This is a genomic window from Streptomyces sp. NPDC054770, from assembly GCF_053611985.1.
In genome coordinates, this window is sequence record NZ_JBSHBL010000005.1 from 205,427 (window position 1) to 224,265 (window position 18,839).

Consider the following 18,839-nt stretch of genomic DNA (forward strand, 5'->3'; position numbering starts at 1 on the left):
CCGGGGTCTATCTGGCTATTTTGCACGGACCCCCACTCCACGTCGCGGGCGGCTCGGCGGGGCGGTTGGCGCGGGTCGGGGCGGTGTCCCGTGCCGTCGCCACGGGACACGGCAGCTCAGATTCACGGGGCGTCGTAGCAGAGGCAGGGCTCGCCCTCCTCCTCGACCACCTCGACGAGCAGGACCTCGTTGGTGTTCTCCATGGGTTGCACCTCCTTTCGGTCGTCCGGGACGCCAACCGCGGCCGTCGCTCAGCGCGACGGCACGGCCCGCACCAGCATGGTGGGGACATAGGCGGGATCCGGGGCCTCGACGATCTCGGTGTCGAGCGTGACGAAGCCGTGCCGGGCGAGGATGTCCCGCCATTGCTCACAGGTGTGGGCCCAGCGCACCACGGGCACCGGGGGGCCGCCGCCCTTCCGGCGGATGTAGGTGCCTTGTGCGCCGTAACAGCCCTTGATCGGCGGCTCGTGGGAGAAGACGAGGACTCCCCCCGGCGCGAGCCGCTCGCGCACGAGGGGGAGCAGCAGGTCGGGGTCGGTGAACCAGACGGCGCCGTACACCGAGCAGACGGCGTCGAACCGTGCGTCGGTCTCGGCCAGGTAGCCCACCGCGTCCCGCTCCACGAAACGCAGTCCCGCCACCTCGCTCCAGCGTTCGCGAGCCTGGGCGAGCAGGACGGGGGAGAAGTCCACACCGACCGCGCGGGCCCCTCGCACGGCCAGATGGGCGGTGTTGCGGCCGCCGCCGCAGCCGAGGTCGAGCACGGTCTCCGGTTCGCCCAGCAGTTCCGGACCCGGTCCGTGGTCGGGGTACTGGGTCCAGTTGAACCACGTGGTCTCGCCTGCGGCGTTGCGCGGCCGCGGAGTCGGCCCTCGGTCGGCGAAGGCGGTCCAGGGATCGCGGTCGTCAGGCATGCCGGCCGCTCCTCTTGGCGATCAGGTGACGGCCCATCACCAGATGGTCGATCTCGGTGTTCAGGAAACACGCGAGGGCGTCCCGTGGTGTGCAGACGATCGGCTCTCCCGCCACGTTGAAGGACGTGTTCAGCAGGCACGGCACGTCGGTGCGTGCGGTGAACTCCCGTAGCAGCGCGGCAAGTTTCGGGTTGCCCGCGTCGTCGACGGTCTGGATCCGGGCGGTGCCGTCGACGTGGCAGGCGCCGGGGATCCGGTCGCGGTACTCCTCGCGTACCGGAAAGACGAAGGTCATGTACGGTGACGTGGCCTTCTTGCCCATGTCGAAGACGCGCGGTGCGTCGGAGGCCAGGACCACGGGCGCGAAGGGCCGGAACGGCTCACGGTGCTTCACCCGCAGATTGATGACGTCCTTGATGTCGGGAAACTGCGGGTTGGCGAGGATACTGCGGTTGCCGAGCGCGCGCGGCCCGTACTCCATACGCCCCTGAAACCAGCCCACCACGGTCTTCCCGGCCAGCAGTTCGGCCGTCCTGCCGACGACCTCGTCCTCGTCCAGTTCGACCCATGTGACGTCCTCCGCGTGCTCGTCGAGGGCGTCGACGATCTCCGTGTCGGCGTAGCCCGGCCCGAGGTACGCGGTGGCCGGGGCGTTCGCGGGGCGGTTGCCGAGGCCCGCCACCTGGACCGCCGCGCCGATGGCGACGCCCGGATCACTGGCTCCGAAACCCACCTCCACACCGGCGAAGGAGGATCTCTGCAGAATCTTCGTGTTGGCGACGCAGTTGAGGGCGAGGCCGCCCTCGAAAAGCAGTGTCTCCAGACCGGTCGCCGCGCCGAGGACCCGGACCTGATGGGCCGTGACGGCCTCGACCATGTGCTGGGCCAGCCCCGCGACCTCGACCCGGAATGCGAATTCCTCGCGCTTTTCGCTGTCGCCCCCGAAGATCCGGTCGAAAAAGCTGTAGTAGGCCTCTTTCTCACCGGGGATGAAGACGGTGTACGAGCCGTTCTCGTGCAGTTGGACGGCGTTGGTCAGGAGCGGGTTGCGGGTCGGCGGCGGCGCGTAGGCGGCGAGGCCCATCACCTTGTATTCGTCGTTGTTCGGCACGAAGCCGAGGTAACGGGTGATCTTTCCGTAGGCCAGCGCGAGGGAGTTGTTCATGTCGACACAGCCCTGCTCGAAGATCCGGACGACGCCGTCGCGCAGTTCGCCCACGACGGCGGACCGCGTCTCCGCCCGTCCGTCGCTCACCAGGAAGGCCGCGTCGCGGACGCCGGCCAGGTAGGCCCCGCACATGAGGTGTGCCGTGTGGTGCGGCACGAGGACCAGCCTGTTGGGGTCCAGGGGGTGGTCCATGCGCGCCATGAAGTCGGCGTGCACGGCGGCCCGGCCCAGCATCCCCGTGAACAGGTCCCCCGTGCGGCTCAGCTGGTCGAATTTCGTGACCACGGGCATGGCACTGTCGGAGATCTCCGCGATCATGCGATCGGCGACCTCGGGCACGAACCGCCAGGGGAAGGCGAAGACGTCGACGTCGTCGAGACCGAGCCCGGCGTGCTCCAGGCACCACCGGATCGCGTTGACCGGGAAGTCCGAGGTCTTCTTGACCCTGCTGAGCCGCTCCTCCTCGACCGCCGCCACGACCTCGCCGTCCACCATCAGGGCCGCGGCCGCGTCGTGTCCGATCAGCTGATGGCGGTCCACCCCCGTCGCCCCGTAGAGGCGGCCGAAGAGCTCGGAACTCCGGGTGAATCCGTTATAGCCAAGCACGATCACCGATTTACGCCCCCCCTCGGCTCCACCACTCGGTCCGCCATGCAAACCATTCTCGACGCGCGATGTACGCGCCTCATACGAAAGAGGTACAGAAAACGAAGGCGGTCCTTTTCGTAACGCGGACCAGCTGAGAGGATCAACGCCGCTCAGCAGAAAGAGAATGCGCACTCACGCAGGGAGGACTCGGGTGTCGATATCCGTTGCCGAGGCCGGCGTCACGCTCGCCGATCCGACCGCATACGCCGACGACGAACGTCTGCACCGGGCCCTCGATCTCCTGCGGCGTGAAGCCCCGGTCCACTGGGTGACGCCGCCCGGCTACAACCCGTTCTGGGCCATCACCCGGCATGCCGACATCCGGGAGATAGAACGGCGCAACGACGTCTTCCTGAGCGAACCCCGCCCCATGCTGATCCCCGCCCGGCAGGACGCGCTCGCCGCCGAGAACGGAAGACGGCAACTGCTGCGCCCCCTGGCACACCTGGACGACCCCGAGCACCGGCAGATGCGTTCGGTGACGGCCGCCCAGTTCACACCGCAGTCCGTCGCCCGGCTGGCCCCGTGGATCGCAGGACTCGCACGCCGGGCCGTGGACCGGCTGGCGCAGCGGACCGACACCTGCGAGTTCGTCGGTGAGGTCTGCGACGTCTACGCCCTCGACGTGCTGCTCGCCCTGCTGGGACTGGACGAATCCCACGCCGACGAGGTACGCCCCTTCACCCCCGCGGCGCGCCGGTCCCTGCAGCCGGAGCAGCGGATCGCGGCCGTACGGCGCTTCTACACGTTCTTCCTCGAGCTGGCCGCGGACCGGCGCAGGCGCCCCACGGACGACCTGGCCTCGGTCATCGCCAATGCCCGGCTGGACGGACGCCTGCTGGACGATCACCAGATGCTGTCGCAGTTCGTCATCCTGGTCGCAGCGGGTCACGACACGGTCAGCGTCACCCTCGCGGGTGGCCTGCGGGCCCTGATGGAGAATCCCGGCGAGCTGCGGACGCTGCGCGCGGATCCGGCCCATCTGCCCACCGCCGTCGAGGAGATGATCCGCTGGGTCACTCCGGTCAAGGCCTTCATGCGCACCGCGCGCCGGGACTTCCCGCTGGGCGACGTACTGATCCGGGCCGGTGACGCCGTCCTGCTGTCCTACCCGTCGGCCAACCGCGACGAGTCGGTCTTCGATGACCCGCACCGCTTCGACGTACGCCGCACCCCGAACCGCCAGCTCGCCTTCGGACACGGCGCCCACCACTGCCTCGGCGCCTCGCTCGCCCGGCTGGAGATCGAGTCGTTCTTCGCCGAGCTCCTTCCCCGGCTGGTGTCGGCCGAGTGCGTGGGCGCCCCGGCCCAGTTGACGACGACCTTCTCCGGAGGACTCAAGCGGTTTCCGGTGCGGTTCGTCCTGACCGGCTGAACTGGGCCTCGTAGAGCCGGGTGTAGGCCCCTCCCGCCGCCAGCAGCTCGGTGTGCGTTCCTCGTTCGACGATGCGGCCGTCGTCCATGACCACGATGACGTCGGCGTCCCGGACCGTGGCGAGGCGGTGTGCGACCACCAGGCTGGTACGGCCCGCGCGCAGCCCCCGCATGGCCTGCTGGACCAGCATCTCGGTGCGGCTGTCGAGGGCGCAGGTCGCCTCGTCCAGCACGAGCACCGGCGCATTCGAGAGAAAGGCGCGCGCGATGGTGATGAGTTGCCGCTCACCCTCGCTGATCTGGGTCGCGTTCTCGCCGATCAACGCGTCGTAGCCGGCGGGCAGGACCCGCACCAGGTGATCCAGGTGTGCGGCCCGGGCCGCCTCGACGACCTCCTCCCGGGTGACGTCGCGTCGGGCGCCGTAGGCGATGTTGTCGGCGATGGTGCCGGTGAACAGCCAGGGGTCCTGCGGCACGGTGCAGACGCGGCCGCGCAGTTCGGCCCGGGGCATCCGGGAGATGTCGCATCCGTCCAGCACGATGCGGCCGCCGCTGACCTCGTAGAACCTCAGCAGCAGATTGACCAGCGTGGTCTTGCCCGCTCCGGAGGGGCCGACCACCGCGATCGTGTCGCCGGGTTCCGCGGTCAGCGACAGGTCCTCGATCAGCGGCCGCTCGGCGGCGTAGGAGAAGGAGACACGCTCGAACACCACATGGCCGCGGGCCGGCCCCGGAAGCGGCGCGGGCCGCGGATCGGGAGCCTCCTCGTCGGCGTCGAGCAGCTCGAAGACCCGCTCGGCCGAGGCGACCGCCGACTGCACCAGGTTGGCGGTACCGGCGAACTGCCCGAGCGGCTGCCCCAGGAGCCGGGCGTACTGCACGAACGCCTGCACCGTGCCGATGGACAGCGCCCCGGCGGCCACCCGCAGCCCGCCCACGACCGCGATGAGGACGTAGGTGAGGCTCGCGACCGACGCCATGGCCACCGGGATCAGGCCCGAGAGGTACTGGGCCCGCAGGCTCGCGCGGTGGAAGTCGCCGTTGTGCCGGACGAACCGTCGCTCGGCCTGTTCCCGGCGGTTGAACACGGTGACCAGCGCGTGTCCCGAGTAGGTCTCCTCGACGTACGCGCTGAGGGCTCCCATGGCGGTGCGCTGGGCCGTGAAGTGCTGCTGCGCGCGCCGGGCCAGGCGTGCCGCGACTGTCCCGGACAGCGGCACGCTGACGAGTGCCACCAGGGTGAGCAGCGGCGACGTACAGGTCATCACGGCGAGCACGCCCAACGCCGTCAGCAGGGACACCACGAGCTGACCGAGCGTCTGCTGCAGGGACTGCGCGATGTTGTCGACGTCGAGGGTGGCCCTGCTGAGGGTGTCGCCGCGCGGCCTGCCGTCGAGATGGCACAACGGCAGGCGTTCGATCTTGCGTCCGACCTCGGCGCGTAGGTCGTGCACGAGTCCGCCGACGACGCGGAGGGTGATCCTGGACTGCAGCAGGGCGCAGAGCGCGGCACCGGCGTGCGCCAGGAGTGCCCAGCACAGCACCCGGCCCACCGACCCGTACGTGTCACCGGCGGTGGCCCGGGCGCCGAGCGAACCGCTGACGACGAGGTCGGTGGCGCGCCCCAGGAATCTCGGCCCGAGTGCGGTGAGCCCTGCCGAGGCGGCGCCGAAGCAGAGCGCGGACAGGACGGAACGGCGCCGGGCCGCGAGGAGCCCGACCAGACGGACGGCGGTCCGCCGGAACACGGGTGATCCGCGCCCCGGCCACCCGGAGGACACCCGCTTCCGGCCGGCGGCCACTAGGCGGCCTCCCTGCTCGTCGCGGACAGGACGATCTCGCGGTACGTCGGGCAGGACTCGACCAGTTCGGCATGTGGGCCGACGCCGACTAGCCGGCCCTCGTCGAGCACCGCCACCCGGTCGGCCGCGCGCAGGGCCGAGACTCGCTGGGTCACGATCACCGCGGTCGTTCCCGCGTTGCCCAGTGCCGTCCGCAGCCGTGCTTCCGTGGCCTGGTCGAGCGCGGAAAAGGGTTCGTCGAGGAGGCAGAGGACGGGGCGGTGCACCAGGGCCCGGGCCACGGCCAGCCGCTGGCGCTGCCCTCCGGAGAAGTTGCTGCCGCCCTGCAGCACCGGGGCGTCGAGGCCGCCCGGCAACCCGGCCACGAAGGAGTCGGCGCAGGCCGCGCGCAGCGCCTGCCACAACTCCTCGTCGCACGCGTCGGGTCGGGCGTAGCGGAGGTTGGAGGCGACGGTGCCGGAGAAGAGGTGCGGACGCTGCGGTGCGTAGCCGATCGCGTCGGCCAGATCGCCACGGCCGAGCACGCCGACGTCGATGCCGTCGAGGCGGACGGCTCCGGACGTGGCGTCGAATCTGCGCACCATCAGACCGAGCAGCGTGGACTTGCCGGCTCCGGTGGACCCGGTGACGGCGAGGACCTGGCCCGGCGGCACGGTCAGCGTGACGTCGCGGAGCACCGGCTCCTCCGCGCCCGGATACCGGAATCCGACGTCCACCAGCTCCAGCCGGCCGGTCCGCGGGCGCCCCGTGCCCGGTCCTGCGGTCAGGGCCGGGCGGGGGTCCGCGCCGAGGACCTCCCGGATCCGCTCGGCGCTGGCCTCGGCGCGGGGCAGCAGCACGAACAGGGAACCCGCCGCCATCACCGACGCCAGGATCTGGGTGAGGTAGGTGAGGAAGGCGGTCAGTGCGCCGACCCGCAGGGTGCCCTCGGCGATCCGGTGTCCGCCGGCCCACACCACGACGACGGCCGAGGCGTTGGTGACCAGCATGACGACGGGCAGCAGGGCGGCCATCAGGCGCCCGGCCCGCAGCGCCGCCGTCAGCAGGCCGCTGTTCACCCGCTCGAACCGCTCGCGCTCATGGGCCTCCCGAGCGAAGGCCCGGACCACCCGCACGCCGGTGATCTGCTCCCGCAGGACGCGGTGCGAGACGTCGAGGGAGTGCTGCAGGTCCCGGAAGAGGGGGCGGGCCCGACGCACGAACCACCCGACGGTCAGGGCCAGCAGGGGGGTGACGACCGCGACGACCCCGGACAACGCCACGTCCTGCCGCAGTGCCATCACGATGCCGCCGAGGCACAACAAGGGCGCCGTGACCAGCACCGTGCACGCGGTCAGGCACAGCACCTGTACCTGCTGGACGTCGCCGGTGGTGCGCAGCACGAGGGAGGACACGCCGAAGCGGTCCACCTCGTGCTCGGCGCAGGCCAGGGCACGGCCGAAGACCGCCGTGCGCAGGTCCCGGCCGATCGCCAGGGCGGTACGGGCGCTGAGCCGGGCGGCGCCGACCGAGGCCGCCAGCTGCACCACGGTGGCCACCGCCATCCAGGCCCCGGCGCGCAGGACGTGGCCGATGTCACCGGGCACCACTCCGCGGTCGACCAGATCGGCGTTGAGCGCCGGTAGACACAGGGCGGCCGTGGTCTGGGCCAGCTGGAAGGCCAGGATCAGGGCGAGCGACGGCAGTCGCCGCCGGACATGTGCGCGCAGCAGGCTGGTCAGCACGGCATTCTTCCCTGTTCAGCGCCGCCGTGCGTACGCCGGAGCGGTGCGCTGTTCGTGCGGGGCCAGCTCGGAGACCGGCACGCTGCTGAGCATCTGCTGCTGGAGGTCGCGCAGTTCGGTCAGCGGCTCCATGCCGAGCTCCTGGACAAGCCGGCTGCGCAGCGAACGGTACAGATCCAGCGCCTCGCTGCGGCGTCCGCTGCGGTAGAGGGCGGTCATGAGCTGGGCGTGCAGGCCCTCCCGCAAGGGGTGGTGCAGAACCAGCCGGCTCAGGTCGCTCACCACCTCGGCGGGCCGCCCGAGCTGGAGCAGCGCCCCGAAGCGCTCCTCCATGACGGTGAGCCGCAGTTCTTCCAGGCGGGCCCCCTCCCCGTCGGCGAACGGCCCGCTCGCCCCGGTGAGCGCGGTGCCGCCCCACAGCGCCAGCGCCTCGTCGTACGCCTTCAGCGCCGCGCCGGGCATGCCGTCTATCACGGCCTCCCGCGCCTGCCGGACCTTGGCCAGGAACAGGGTGAGGTCGAGCTGGCTGTCCTCGACCCGGATGACGTACCCCGACGGCTTGGTCTGGATGCCGTCGAAGCCGTGGCGGGACAGGGACCGTCGTAGTTCGGAGACGAGGGTCCGCACCCGTGTCTCGGGGGCCGCGGGCAGCGGTCTTCCCCAGACCGCGTCCATGAGGCGCGTGTTGGTCACCGTACAGTTCACCTGGAGCAACAGCACTGCCAGAAGAGAGCGTTGTTTCCCGCTGAGCGGGACGAGATCCGCGCCGTTCCTGGCCTCTACCACGCCGAGTATGTGGAATGTCAATGGACTTGCCACTGAACCGACCCTCCCCGTTCCGGAACTCACTTTCTCCCTGCCACCCCGGCCGCCCGCAGTACCCGTCCGGCAGGGGAATCCGACGGCCACGATCCTGGCAGCACGGGCTGGCCATCGGCTTGCCGTCCTCTTGCCACAGCACTGCCGGTGAGGCGAGCAACAAGCGGAACGCGGCAGTGCACTTCCCATGGAGCCGGGAATGCCGCGTTCCGCTCAGTGCGTGAGCACTCAGATGGTCGGCTCGGGTGCGGCCGGTGACGTCGTGCAGCACGCGTCCGTGGTGCTGCCCGTCGGCCAGCAGTCGGTCCAGCCGGGGCTCTCTTCGATACCCCTCAGAGCGCTGGTCACCAGCGACTCCCAGCCGGCTTCGGACACGTCACGAACCATGATTTCCTGCAACGGGGACAAAGCAGTTCTCCTTTCTCGTTCTTCCTTCTCGGACCGGTCGGGTCTCCACGCCTTGCGGCGGAGACCTGACCGGGCAGGAGTGCGAGAATCTCCGCACGGGCATCACCCCTTTGTTCCGGTCGTACTCAGTAGCCCAATTGGTGTGCCAGGAGCGTCATTCGACGGCACATCTCGTCCGGCAGATCCCATTCGGGATCGAACGTCACCGGCCCCGGGTCCGGAACCGGTCTGAGATCGGGTGCGCTGAAAAACTTGTGATCGCCTCCGTACAGCCCTCCGGTGGGGCCGTTGTGGGCGAAAAGCCATGACTCGGGATGTGTCATCCGGTCGATGACCGCCTCACCGCTCTCCAGTCCGAGCCAGTCGAGGATCCGGCGCAGCCAGACCCTGGGCTCGTTGACGAGATCCTCGCCGCGGACCCTCATCCACTGCTCCTGAGGCAGGTCGCCGAGCGTCCGCATGATGCGCAGGTGCGACAGGTACCAGGAGGAGGCGGCCCCGACCACGCGTACCTTCCGGTGGGTCAGGTACTGCTGGTTCTGGGTGTGCATCGAACGCTGTGTCGTCACGGGGTGCCGGGTCAGGTGGATGTAACGGGCTTTCGGGTAGCTGCTCAAGCAGCGGTCCAGGGAGTCGTCCGTGGCCACCGTGTCGGGGGACTTCTCCACCCCGATCTGCGGGCTCACCAGGTCGAGCAAGTGGCCGAGGACCCGGGGCGTCGGCCAGTCGAGGCGCGCCCTCAGCCAGTCTTCGGCGCGGGAGACGGCTGGTGCGGACTGTTCTCCCTCGTGGAGCTGGGCGATGGCACGACAGACCCCGCTGAGGCGGGTCCTGCGGTATTCCGGCGGAAAGCGCTCCGCCTCCGTGCCGTCCTCGCCGACGAGATCGGCCACCGTCCTGTTGGCGAAGACCAGCATCTCGGGGAATCCGAAGATCTGCGGGTGCCCCGCCAGCAGCGCCAGCGCGATGGTCGAGAACGAACGGGGCGGGGAGAGGATGAAGACCGGATCCGGGTGCGTCGCGACGGGTTCGGCGCCGTGGGCCGCCCCGCCGGTGGAAACGGTTGCTGTCATGTGGGGCTCCCATCGAAAGGGCCGGCAACGACGGTCAGCAGATGACGCATCCCCGGGTACCGGCGTCGTACGGCCGAAGTCACGGGACGGAGACTGCCGGTGTGGATCCAGGCGCCCGTCTCCGGCCGGTCGGCGGCAATCCGCAGGGCCTGGGCAAGTGCCCCGGCTCCGAGGAGCAGTTGGGGGTATGTCACGGAGGCCCGGGGACCGGACATCCTCCGGAAGTCGGCACAGACGAGGAAGAGACGCTCGGCACCCTGATATCTGCCGGCGAGCACATCGGTCCACGAACCGTCCACCGCGAACGGTACGACGGCGTCGGCCGTGGCGAACCCGGCGCGCGGCACGCCCTGTCCGACGCGGCCCGTCGTCACCAGGACGGCGAACGGAGTCTGGTCCGGCACCGCCGCCCGGTGGTGCCGGAACGCGGTGTCCACCACGTCCGCCACCGCCCGCTCGCCTCGCCCGCGGCCGGGCGGCTCACTCCGGCACCCCGCGCTCCCGTGCGACGCGGGACCGTGCGCCGCAGGCCGCGGACCATGGCACGCGTCTGCCACGGAGGCGACCACGTCGGCCATCGACGGCAGTGTCATGCGATGGCCTCCTCAGCCCTCGGGCCGGCCACGAGTCCGGCCACCGCCGCCACGCTCTCTCTCGCCGGGTCGAGTTCGAGCACCGCGGGCAGGTCCTCGCTCCACCCGAGCCCGAAGGTGAGCGGGAGCTGTCGCTCCATCGCGGCGCAGGCCAGCCGCAGCGCCGCGATTCCGGCGCCCAGGTGTGCCGCCCGCCAGGCGCCGTCACCATGTTCCGGGGCCAGCGGGCCGGTGTCCGCGACGACCGCGACCACCGCGTCCAGGTCCGCGACAGGGGGCCCGGAGGACAGCAAGGCACCTCTCCACGCTGGGGCATCGGCCCGTACGGACAGCAGCCGGTGACCGGCCTCGTCGTACCGGAAGATCCGGCCGGGCAGTCCGAGAGGGGCCAGATCGGTCAGGACGTAGACATGGACAGAGCCGTGGACGCAGACCGGTCCGCTGCCGTCCGAAGAGGGATCCCCGCCGTCCACGGCGGTCGCGGCGACCACGTCCGGCAGAATCGCCGCCAGTGGCACCAGCCATTCCGGGCCGGCCGGTGGCGGTGTGCCGGGCTCGGCCGGCAGGCGCCCCGCCGGTGACGTGGGCAGCGCGACGCGGGACCGCGAAGCCTCTCGGCGCCGCGCACGCAGGGGAGCGAGCGGACGCGGTGCGGGCATCAGCCGCAGGGGCGGGGCGGCCACATGCCATTCGTACGTCTCGATCAGCCGTACGCCGTTGTCCCGCGCCCGGTCACCGCAGTCCCCGCAGGTCGGACAGGAGGGGTCGGGCGCGACCAGGCGGCGCTCCGTGCGGCCTCCTGCGGTCGTGGTGCGTACCAGGGCGTTGAACGTCGTCACGGGTGTCGTTCGGGCGAGGACGGCGAGCACTTCCATGGCGGCGGCAGCGGCCAGCAGTTCCTGACCGCCGCCCTCGCGGCCGCCGGTCCCGCCACCGCGGCGGAAACAGTCGACGCACGCGGACTCTCCCGGCCAGAACAGCGGACCCACCTCGACCGCGCCGTCGTGCGCCGCGAGCCGCAGGACGGGGACGTTGTCCTGCCATCCCGTGGCCACCTGTGCCGCCAGGCGCGCCGGTTCGCCGGCCCCGTCGGCGACCACGACGAGATCGCAGCCGTGCGGGACCCCGCCTTCTCCTGCCGTGGACACCGTGCCCACGCCGGCGGCCGTCAGGTCTTCCGTCAGGACGCGCGTGAGCTCCGCACCGGTGATCAACCGGACATGGGAACGCGCGAGTTCGTCCAGCACCGACGCGGCCGACCCGTGCCCGCCCGCGAGTGCGGCTGTGCGGGAGTAGTACGTCAGGGTCGGCTCCGGCACCGCCTCCTCCCGCGCGGTGGTGCCCGCCTCCAGCACGCCCCAGTCGTCCAGCAGTTCCAGCGCCTGCAGGACGGCGGCAGGCTCGACGTCGAGGAGCGCGCTCAGCTCGTCCGGCTCGTGCCGTCCGTCCAGCAGGGGCAGCAGCGCACCGAGGAAGCCGGAGGCGGCCGCGCCGCTCAGCAGCATCCGGTGCGGTCCGCCCTCGATCACCATCCCGTCGGTGGCCTCGACGACCACCAGCCCACGGCACAGCGCGGGCACGGTCCGGGTGCCATCCGGCACGGCGGCGCTCATCGCGGCACCTCCGAGAGCGCCGACGGTGCCGGGAGAGCCGCCCTGAGCCGTTTCAGTCCCGTGTCGGACATGCCGTGGGAGCCGCAGCGCGTACACCCGTGGCACGGCACGACAGGGTGGGCCTCGACCCCCCACTCCCGGAGCCTGATGGTGCTCACCAGACCCGTACCCGTCCCGGGTGCGCCGTCCGCGTACGCCGCGGCGAGGGCCGCGGCAGCCCTGGCGTGATGAGGCAGGAAACCTCCGGGACCGCAGTGCGGGTCCCGGTCGTAACGGTCCGTCAGAAGAGAGGTCGTGCGGGCCTGCAGGTCGTGCTGGCCGCGTCGGCGTCGGTAGCAGCCGAAACAAGGCGCGTACGGGGGACGGACCAGCGGGCCGACACGGATGACCGCGGTCTCCAGGACGACCGGGAGCCAGCTGCGTCCGTGCCGGTACGCCAGGGCGTCGAGTTCCTCGCACAGACCGGGCTCGGGCCGCCAGGCGGCCAGCACCACGGGACCGCGGAACGGGCCGAACGCCCGCCGGAGTCCGGCGTCGGACGCGGAGAGCACCTCGGCCCCCGGGCGGGTCTCGGTCAGCAGCCGGGCGACTCGCTCGCCGAAGCCTCCGGTGGCGATCACAGGAAGGGCTGGGGCCACGGGTTCAACTCCTCCTCCGGCCGGCTGGGGTATCCCATGGCGACGGGCGCCGAGTACAGGCGCGGATGGGCCCGGTACTGCCCGTACCGGTGGAAGGTCAGGGGCTGAAGCGCCGGCACGACGACGCACACGGCGGTCAGCCCCGCCGCCGCCAGTTCGCGGGTGGTCCGGTCGACCGCCACGGCCTGCATGCCCCGCTGCGCGAGCGCCCGGAGCACTTGTGCCAGGGCCTCGCCCGGGTGCCTGGGCAGGCTCGCGCCGTCCTCGGCCCGGCGCGTGCGGCTCTGTTGCAGCAGGAAGTCGAAGGCGTGCTGTCGCTCCGGGCGGCCCATGGCCTGTGCTCCGGCCATGACCAGGGCGTAGCTGCCGGAGTCGGCGCGGTGGAACAGGGCGCGCGCCGGTACGCACTCCAGAAGTGCCTTCTCCGCCGCCTCGGTGAGATCGCGTCCGACGGCGCAGCCGACCGATCGGCGGCAGGAGTCGTCGTGCTCGGCGACCTGCACGCAGTAGACGGTGGGTACGCCGGTGTCCGTCGTCGCGTCGTAGAAGCACGTCGAGACGAAGTGCCGTTCGCCGTGGGCCAGCAGAGCGGACAGCGCCGGCGTGGGGTGCTCGATCTCGATGCGCGGCAGGGGCAGCATCTGCAGCCAGACGACCGCGGCCGAGTCCCGTTCACACACCTCGCACAGACCGCGCAGCAGTGCTTCGGCGGGGTCGGAGTGCACCGCGTAGCCCGTGGAGATCCGGTTCCAGAAACGCTCCGCGGGAGCGAGCCGGCGCACGCCGTGGCGCGCCATGACGGAGGGCACCCACACGGTCTCTCCGGTGACCATGTCGAGCCCCCGCTGCCATCGGACGGGATCCTCCGCCCGGAAGGGGACGACCGGACAGTTGCCGCTCGCGTACTCGCGTTCCGAACAGCGGGGCAGGGCCGTCATGTCCAGCACCGGTCCGTCCAGTTCGCGGACCGTCGCCCATCGCTCCTCGCAGCCGGGAAAGTCGGCGCCCGCGTACCGTTCGGCCGCCTCGGCGACGGCGATCAGCTCCGCGGTGTCCGGTCCGGTCAGGCTGCGGCCCGAGCCCCGGAACTCGTCGGGCCGCTCGACACCCGGTGCGCCGTTCACCCTGGCCGAGGCGATGGACAGCTCGCCCAGGCCTCGGAGCGGTGCCCCCGGCAGGACCTCGGAGACGACACCGTACGGGGAGACGAGCGCGCGCAGGTCCGCGGCAAGTTCCCCGGAAAATCCGCCCATGTTCCCCCCGTCCCCTTCCGCTGGTGCTGTGTGCGGGCCCCGAGTGCTCTGCGTGCCCGTGGTGCCGTTCGTGCGGTCAGCCCAGCGCCGGCGACAGGTCCGTGCGGGCGAAGTCGAGTTCCGGCGAGTCCTGGTTGCGGAACGGCGCGACCGGGTCGACTCCGGCCTCCCGCAGCGCTTCCGCCACGGCCTCGCTGCGGGAGCCCCCGCGGGTTCCGATGCGGTGGTCGACGAGCCCCTGGGCGACGGCCGTCGCCCGGTGCTGTCCGAAGCTGAGCCCGGACGGGCCGCGGCCGCGCGGGGCGAAGGGGTGCCAGGCCACGGAGACTCCCGCCGCGAGCCGCCGGGCGAACACGGAGACCTCGTCCCCGACCCCCGGCAGCCCGTCGAGCGCGTCGACGACGTCCGGCACCGCATGCCGGCCTTCGGGCCCCAGAAAGACCACCAGTGCGTCACGGCGCGGGAGCACCAGCGGGGAGGAGGACACCTTGGCGCGGTAGGTGACGCCCTTGTCCTCCAGGCAGTTCAGCACCGCCGCCCATACGTCCGGCACCCTGTCGATGCTCCGCAGGTGCGCGTAGAGACGCAGGACCGGTCTGCGTACGGACCGCCCGCGGCTGCCGTCGCAGAGGAAGAAGCCGGGCGACAGGGCGGGACGAGCGGCCGGCATCCTCACGTAGACCACCTCGCCGTCGCCCGGGGCGTCGGCGACCTTGTGGTCGTCGGGCACCCACACCCGCGTGCCGTCGATCGAGACCAGCAGTTCGCCCTCGCGGCGGCCGTCCACGCGGGCGCTGGTGACCGTCTCCCGGTGCGGCATGACCCGGGACAGTTCGGCTTCCAGAAGGGGGTCGCGGACTATGTCCTTCGACTTGTAGGTGTCCGGCGTGCGCCCCGAGTGCAGGAATTCGTAAAGGCTCCATCTGAGCAGGACCGAGAGATGGCGCGGGCTGTTCGCCTCGAGTGCGTAGCCGTCGACATGGGCGGCCATACCGTCGGACTGCACCTCGACTTTTTCCAGGGCATTCTCGAGTTCCGGCAGCAGCACGTCACCTGCTTGCGACATCGACCTCACCCATTTCCAGAAGGCTGACGATCTGCTCCGGCATGAGCAGCGCTTTGCGTCCGATCCCATTGGCCACGTACTGGGTCATGCTCAGCACACTCAGCTTGGCCACCACGCTGAACATCCGGTCATAGAGATGCCATCCGGCGAACAGCGCGGCCCGTCGCGCCAGATCGTGATCGACGGTCGCGCGCACCGACCGGTAACCGGACCAGAACTCGCCCACCATGGGCTGGACCGCCCGCAGTTCGACCGTGGTCCGGGCCATGACCTCCTCGCGGCCGACCCCGAGTACGGTTCCGGACTCGCCGACGGGCCCCGTGTGCACCCCGCGGGCCGCCCGGTCGGCAGCCTGGTAGAGCCACTCCCCGACGAACATCCCCACATCGTGGGCCGCGTCACCGAGGCGGAACTCCTCCCAGTCGATGATGTGGGTCCGCTGTCCGGAGACGAGGACCTGGTCGAGCCGGAAGTCACCGTGCGTGGGCACCTTCGATGCCCGCTCCTCGTCGCGGCGCACCGCGCGGAGCGCTTCCTTGACCTCCTCGTCCCGCTGCACCAGACGCCATCCCTGGAGCACCGCCGCACTGGCGGCCTGGTACTGGCCCAGTGACAGTCCGTCCAGCGGTTTCAGCGGCGGATAAGGCGAAGGCGAGGTGTCGACGGAGCCCTCCTCGGGCCGCTGTTCGTGCAGCACCCCCAGCATCTCGCCCAGCCGGCGGGCCAGTCCGGCGTCGAACCTGCCCTCACGCGCCAGCAGGTCGGCCGGCTCGGCGTCCTCGACCAGCTCGAAGACCAGCAGGTTGTGCTCGTCGTCGGCGCCCAGGAGGGCGGCCCCGGACAGCCCGGGCACCCGCAGCGCCTCGAACGACCTGACCCTCTTGATCCCCGGAGCCGGGCGACCGAGCGACGCGTTCAGCTGCTTGACGAACACTCCGTGCCCACGCGTGGTGATGCCCGAGCACTTCCGGTGCCTGCCGGGATGCGTGACCACCTGGTCCGGCGACAGCTCGCCCAGACCCAACTGTGCGAGGAATGGGTTGACCAGGGCGAAATCTGGAATTCGCGCACCGTTCGACGGAAGCATGACGACGAGTCTGACCGCCGTTTGTACGAACCACATACGCGTCGTGCACATAAAAGCATCCGTGTGCAACGCATACGCATGACATACGCGTTCCGCATCCCGCGCACACAAGCAATTGACTCGTCATCCGGAAGCTCACTAGATTCGCGGCCCCGGCCATGTGCCGCGATGACGGCCCGACGGAACACAAAAGGCATGGAGGAATGTGATGCCCGAGGCGCTCGACATTACGGCGGAGCCGCAAGCGCTCTTGAGTGCCGACGCGATATGGCAGTCGTCGACAAAAGTCTGCCGGATCGCGGACTTTCTGCCCGCTCCGACGGCCGACCGGCTGCTGCACCGGGCCGTATCGGCCACCCGGGAGGACCTGATCCCCGCCCGCGTGCGCGGAAACCAGCTGGACAAGCGCACCCGCAGCTCCCTGGCCCACCGCGACTTCTCCGCCCCGGAGCTGCTGAGGGGCATCGACGCCGTGATCGGCCAGGTCGAGAAGGTCCTCGGCGTCTCCTGTGCCGGCACGAGGCCGACGTTCACCCTGAACGTCCACAACGACGGTGACTTCTACCGCGCCCATCAGGACGTCAGCTCCCAGGACGCGGCGAGGGGCGTCCTGGCCGCCAAGCGCGTGGTGACCTTCGTGTACTACGTGCACCGCACCCCGGTCCCCTTCACCGGCGGTGCTCTGCGCATGTACGACTCCGCGATGCCGCTGAACGTCCACCACGACGGTCTGCGCCGGGAGGACTGTACGTACCGGGACTTCGCCCCCGATCACAACAGCGTGGTCTTCTTCCTGCCCTCCGCCCTGCACGAGGTCATGCCGGTCAGCTGTCCTGGCGGGGACTACGCGGACAGCCGGTTCGCCATCAACGGCTGGCTGTGCCGCACGGACGCGTCCTGACACCGACAGCGGGAGGACCCATGGAACGGTTCGAGCTGGACGCCGTCGAACGCATCACCACCCGGACGCGGCACGGCTACGACACGATCGCCGTCGAACCGCTGACTCCGTTGCTCGGCGCGGAGATCTCGGGTCTCGACCTGTCCAAGGAGCTGACGGCCCAGCAGGAAAGGGACGTCACGCACGCCTTCCTCACCCACCACGTGATCGTCTTCCGCGACCAGGACCTCGACTCCGACGGCCACAAGCGGTTCGCCGGACTCTTCGGGGCTCTCCACCCCATGCCGGTCGCCGCCGAGGGGGCGGACCCCTACCTCCTCGACATCAGTGCGGACGACAAGTCGACCTGGGTCGCCGGAGACGGCTGGCACGTCGACGGCACCGCCCTGGCCGAGCCCTACCTCGGCTCGATGCTCCACATCACCCGGGTGCCGGAGGCCGGCGGCGACACGCTGTTCGCCAACATGTGTCTCGCCTACGACATGCTGTCACCGGCGATGAAGACGTTCCTGGAGGGGCTGACCGCCCTGCACGACGGCGCACTGCCCTGGTTCCGGAAAGGACAGGCCCCGCCGCGAGGGGCCGACATCGCGCGCAACGAGCACCCCGTCGTGGTCCGCCACCCCGACACCGGCCGCAAGCTGCTCTTCGTCAACAAGCCCTACCTGTCCCGGATCACGCAGCTGTCCCAGGCGGAGAGCACAGCGGTCCTCGACATGCTGTACGCCCATGTCGCCCGAACGCCCCTGCTCCACTGCCGGGTCCGCTGGCAGCCGAAGACGCTGGTCTTCTGGGACAACCGCTGCGTCCAGCACCACGCTGTGTGGGACTACTACCCCCACGCCCGCTACGGTCGGCGAGTGGCGATCCGCGGTACCAGGCCCCAGGCCTGACCCCGCTCCGGCTCACCCGCCGTTCTTGCTCAGTACCGCCGTGTACGACAGCAGGGGCGCCCCGGAGGGGGCCTCCGGGTAACGGAAGTCCCGTACACCACCCAGCTTCCACCCCGCGGACGCCGCGATGCTCTCCAGGTCCTCGGGACCGCAGAAGAGGTAGGGGAACCATTCGGTGGCCGTGATCCCGTACCGCAGGCGCATCACCAGTTCGCCCGGCAACCTGCCCTCGGCGAGGTTGCGCTCGGCGTAGGCACGGTTCTCCGGGGTGCCCGCCACCGGACGCCTGCCCTCCGCGACGATCACCGCGTCGTCCGAGGTGACGGCGTACATCTGCCGAAGGATGCCCGTGCCCCGCGCGACGGAGCCGAGCAGTCCCACGTTGTTGCCCAGCAGCAGCACGGTCCGGAACGGCGGCCTCCCGCGCAGCAGGCGTTCCGTCTCCGTCACGTCACCGCACACGGTCTCCGTCACCCCGGCGTCCCGGCAGATGCGCAGTGCCAGTTCCGACGTGTCCAGTGCCGTCACGTGCAGCGACCTGCGGGCGAGATGTCCGCCGTGCCTGCCCCCGCCCGCTCCCACGTCGAGCACGGGTCCCCGCACCCCGGCCAGGGCGTCGCGGACGGCCGGCGGCCACTTCTGCTCGTCGTCGAGCCACTGGGCCGAGCCGGACGGCGCGATCAGTCCGTCCGAACGCTCGACGAACGCCGTCACCGGCCGCCCCAGGCGCACCGCGTCCGAGAGCTGCAGGCCGAACGCGTCGCCGATCCGCGGTCCCTGGGAACGGTCCTCCACGAGCCCTCCTCTGCGAGATGGAACACAAGAGCCGTCAGCTCCCGCCAATATCGCAGGGGTCGGGTAC

Annotated in this window: 17 protein-coding genes; 3 read left to right on the forward strand and 14 right to left on the reverse strand. The window is 70.9% G+C overall.

Annotated features, from left to right (window positions below; all coding sequences use genetic code 11):
* Nucleotides 1-251: 251 nt before the first annotated feature.
* Complete coding sequence (locus tag ACWGKQ_RS07555; protein WP_453290934.1) at nt 252-917, reverse strand: class I SAM-dependent methyltransferase; 666 nt, start codon at nt 915-917, stop codon at nt 252-254.
* Complete coding sequence (locus tag ACWGKQ_RS07560) at nt 910-2,697, reverse strand: carbamoyltransferase family protein (protein WP_453290935.1); 1,788 nt, start codon at nt 2,695-2,697, stop codon at nt 910-912. Before ACWGKQ_RS07560 ends, ACWGKQ_RS07555 begins: the two co-directional genes overlap by 8 nt.
* Before the next feature lie 187 nt (nt 2,698-2,884).
* Between ACWGKQ_RS07560 and ACWGKQ_RS07565 the strand changes: the two genes are divergently transcribed.
* On the forward strand, nt 2,885-4,108 hold the full coding sequence (locus tag ACWGKQ_RS07565; protein ID WP_453290936.1) for a cytochrome P450: 1,224 nt from the start codon (nt 2,885-2,887) through the stop codon (nt 4,106-4,108).
* On the opposite strand, the gene ACWGKQ_RS07570 is transcribed toward ACWGKQ_RS07565, so the two are convergent.
* The 11 genes from ACWGKQ_RS07570 to lxmK form a co-directional block, all read right to left on the reverse strand.
* On the reverse strand, nt 4,071-5,855 hold the full coding sequence (locus tag ACWGKQ_RS07570; RefSeq protein WP_453290937.1) for an ABC transporter ATP-binding protein: 1,785 nt from the start codon (nt 5,853-5,855) through the stop codon (nt 4,071-4,073). The genes ACWGKQ_RS07565 and ACWGKQ_RS07570 overlap by 38 nt on opposite strands.
* A 53-nt stretch (nt 5,856-5,908) precedes the next feature.
* A complete protein-coding gene (locus ACWGKQ_RS07575) occupies nt 5,909-7,633 on the reverse strand; it encodes an ABC transporter ATP-binding protein (RefSeq protein WP_453290938.1) in 1,725 nt (574 codons plus the stop codon).
* Between the two features lie 15 nt (nt 7,634-7,648).
* Complete coding sequence (locus ACWGKQ_RS07580) at nt 7,649-8,641, reverse strand: AfsR/SARP family transcriptional regulator (RefSeq protein ID WP_453290939.1); 993 nt, start codon at nt 8,639-8,641, stop codon at nt 7,649-7,651.
* A 39-nt stretch (nt 8,642-8,680) separates the two neighbouring features.
* Nucleotides 8,681-8,827: a hypothetical protein gene (locus ACWGKQ_RS07585; protein ID WP_453290940.1), complete on the reverse strand. Its 147-nt coding sequence runs from the start codon at nt 8,825-8,827 to the stop codon at nt 8,681-8,683.
* A gap of 158 nt (nt 8,828-8,985) precedes the next feature.
* Nucleotides 8,986-9,933, reverse strand: a complete 948-nt coding sequence (locus ACWGKQ_RS07590) for a sulfotransferase family protein (protein WP_453290941.1) — start codon at nt 9,931-9,933, stop codon at nt 8,986-8,988.
* A complete protein-coding gene (locus tag ACWGKQ_RS07595; protein ID WP_453290942.1) occupies nt 9,930-10,382 on the reverse strand; it encodes a hypothetical protein in 453 nt (150 codons plus the stop codon). Before ACWGKQ_RS07595 ends, ACWGKQ_RS07590 begins: the two co-directional genes overlap by 4 nt.
* Before the next feature lie 140 nt (nt 10,383-10,522).
* Nucleotides 10,523-12,139: a hypothetical protein gene (locus ACWGKQ_RS07600; protein ID WP_453290943.1), complete on the reverse strand. Its 1,617-nt coding sequence runs from the start codon at nt 12,137-12,139 to the stop codon at nt 10,523-10,525.
* On the reverse strand, nt 12,136-12,777 hold the full coding sequence (locus tag ACWGKQ_RS07605) for a TOMM precursor leader peptide-binding protein (RefSeq protein WP_453290944.1): 642 nt from the start codon (nt 12,775-12,777) through the stop codon (nt 12,136-12,138). The genes ACWGKQ_RS07600 and ACWGKQ_RS07605 overlap by 4 nt, the downstream gene beginning before the upstream one ends.
* Nucleotides 12,756-14,030, reverse strand: a complete 1,275-nt coding sequence (locus ACWGKQ_RS07610) for a YcaO-like family protein (protein WP_453290945.1) — start codon at nt 14,028-14,030, stop codon at nt 12,756-12,758. Before ACWGKQ_RS07610 ends, ACWGKQ_RS07605 begins: the two co-directional genes overlap by 22 nt.
* 76 nt (nt 14,031-14,106) lie before the next feature.
* Nucleotides 14,107-15,096, reverse strand: coding sequence for a T3SS effector HopA1 family protein (locus ACWGKQ_RS07615; RefSeq protein WP_453290946.1), 990 nt, complete (start codon nt 15,094-15,096; stop codon nt 14,107-14,109).
* Nucleotides 15,080-16,183: a class V lanthionine synthetase subunit LxmK gene (gene lxmK / locus ACWGKQ_RS07620; RefSeq protein ID WP_453290947.1), complete on the reverse strand. Its 1,104-nt coding sequence runs from the start codon at nt 16,181-16,183 to the stop codon at nt 15,080-15,082. Before lxmK ends, ACWGKQ_RS07615 begins: the two co-directional genes overlap by 17 nt.
* Before the next feature lie 208 nt (nt 16,184-16,391).
* On the opposite strand from lxmK, the gene ACWGKQ_RS07625 reads away from it, so the two are divergent.
* Nucleotides 16,392-17,084 carry a 2OG-Fe(II) oxygenase gene (locus ACWGKQ_RS07625; protein ID WP_453290948.1) on the forward strand — a complete coding sequence of 231 codons (693 nt, stop codon included), beginning with the start codon at nt 16,392-16,394 and terminating at the stop codon, nt 17,082-17,084.
* Between the two features lie 20 nt (nt 17,085-17,104).
* The gene (locus ACWGKQ_RS07630) at nt 17,105-17,977 is read left to right on the forward strand and encodes a TauD/TfdA dioxygenase family protein (protein WP_453290949.1); all 873 of its coding nucleotides are present in this window, start codon (nt 17,105-17,107) and stop codon (nt 17,975-17,977) included.
* Between the two features lie 12 nt (nt 17,978-17,989).
* On the opposite strand, the gene ACWGKQ_RS07635 is transcribed toward ACWGKQ_RS07630, so the two are convergent.
* Nucleotides 17,990-18,772: a methyltransferase domain-containing protein gene (locus ACWGKQ_RS07635; protein WP_453290950.1), complete on the reverse strand. Its 783-nt coding sequence runs from the start codon at nt 18,770-18,772 to the stop codon at nt 17,990-17,992.
* Nucleotides 18,773-18,839 lie beyond the last annotated feature (67 nt).

What these genes read in the sequence shown, in the direction of transcription:
- ACWGKQ_RS07555 (WP_453290934.1), bottom strand. Translation starts at nt 917, where the DNA reads ATGCCTGACGACCGCGATCCCTGGACCGCCTTCGCCGACCGAGGGCCG.
- ACWGKQ_RS07580 (WP_453290939.1), bottom strand. Translation starts at nt 8,641, where the DNA reads ATGGGAAGTGCACTGCCGCGTTCCGCTTGTTGCTCGCCTCACCGGCAG.
- ACWGKQ_RS07590 (WP_453290941.1), bottom strand. Translation starts at nt 9,933, where the DNA reads ATGACAGCAACCGTTTCCACCGGCGGGGCGGCCCACGGCGCCGAACCC.
- ACWGKQ_RS07600 (WP_453290943.1), bottom strand. Translation starts at nt 12,139, where the DNA reads ATGAGCGCCGCCGTGCCGGATGGCACCCGGACCGTGCCCGCGCTGTGC.
- ACWGKQ_RS07610 (WP_453290945.1), bottom strand. Translation starts at nt 14,030, where the DNA reads ATGGGCGGATTTTCCGGGGAACTTGCCGCGGACCTGCGCGCGCTCGTC.
- ACWGKQ_RS07615 (WP_453290946.1), bottom strand. Translation starts at nt 15,096, where the DNA reads ATGTCGCAAGCAGGTGACGTGCTGCTGCCGGAACTCGAGAATGCCCTG.
- lxmK (WP_453290947.1), bottom strand. Translation starts at nt 16,183, where the DNA reads ATGCTTCCGTCGAACGGTGCGCGAATTCCAGATTTCGCCCTGGTCAAC.
- ACWGKQ_RS07625 (WP_453290948.1), top strand. Translation starts at nt 16,392, where the DNA reads ATGCCCGAGGCGCTCGACATTACGGCGGAGCCGCAAGCGCTCTTGAGT.
- ACWGKQ_RS07630 (WP_453290949.1), top strand. Translation starts at nt 17,105, where the DNA reads ATGGAACGGTTCGAGCTGGACGCCGTCGAACGCATCACCACCCGGACG.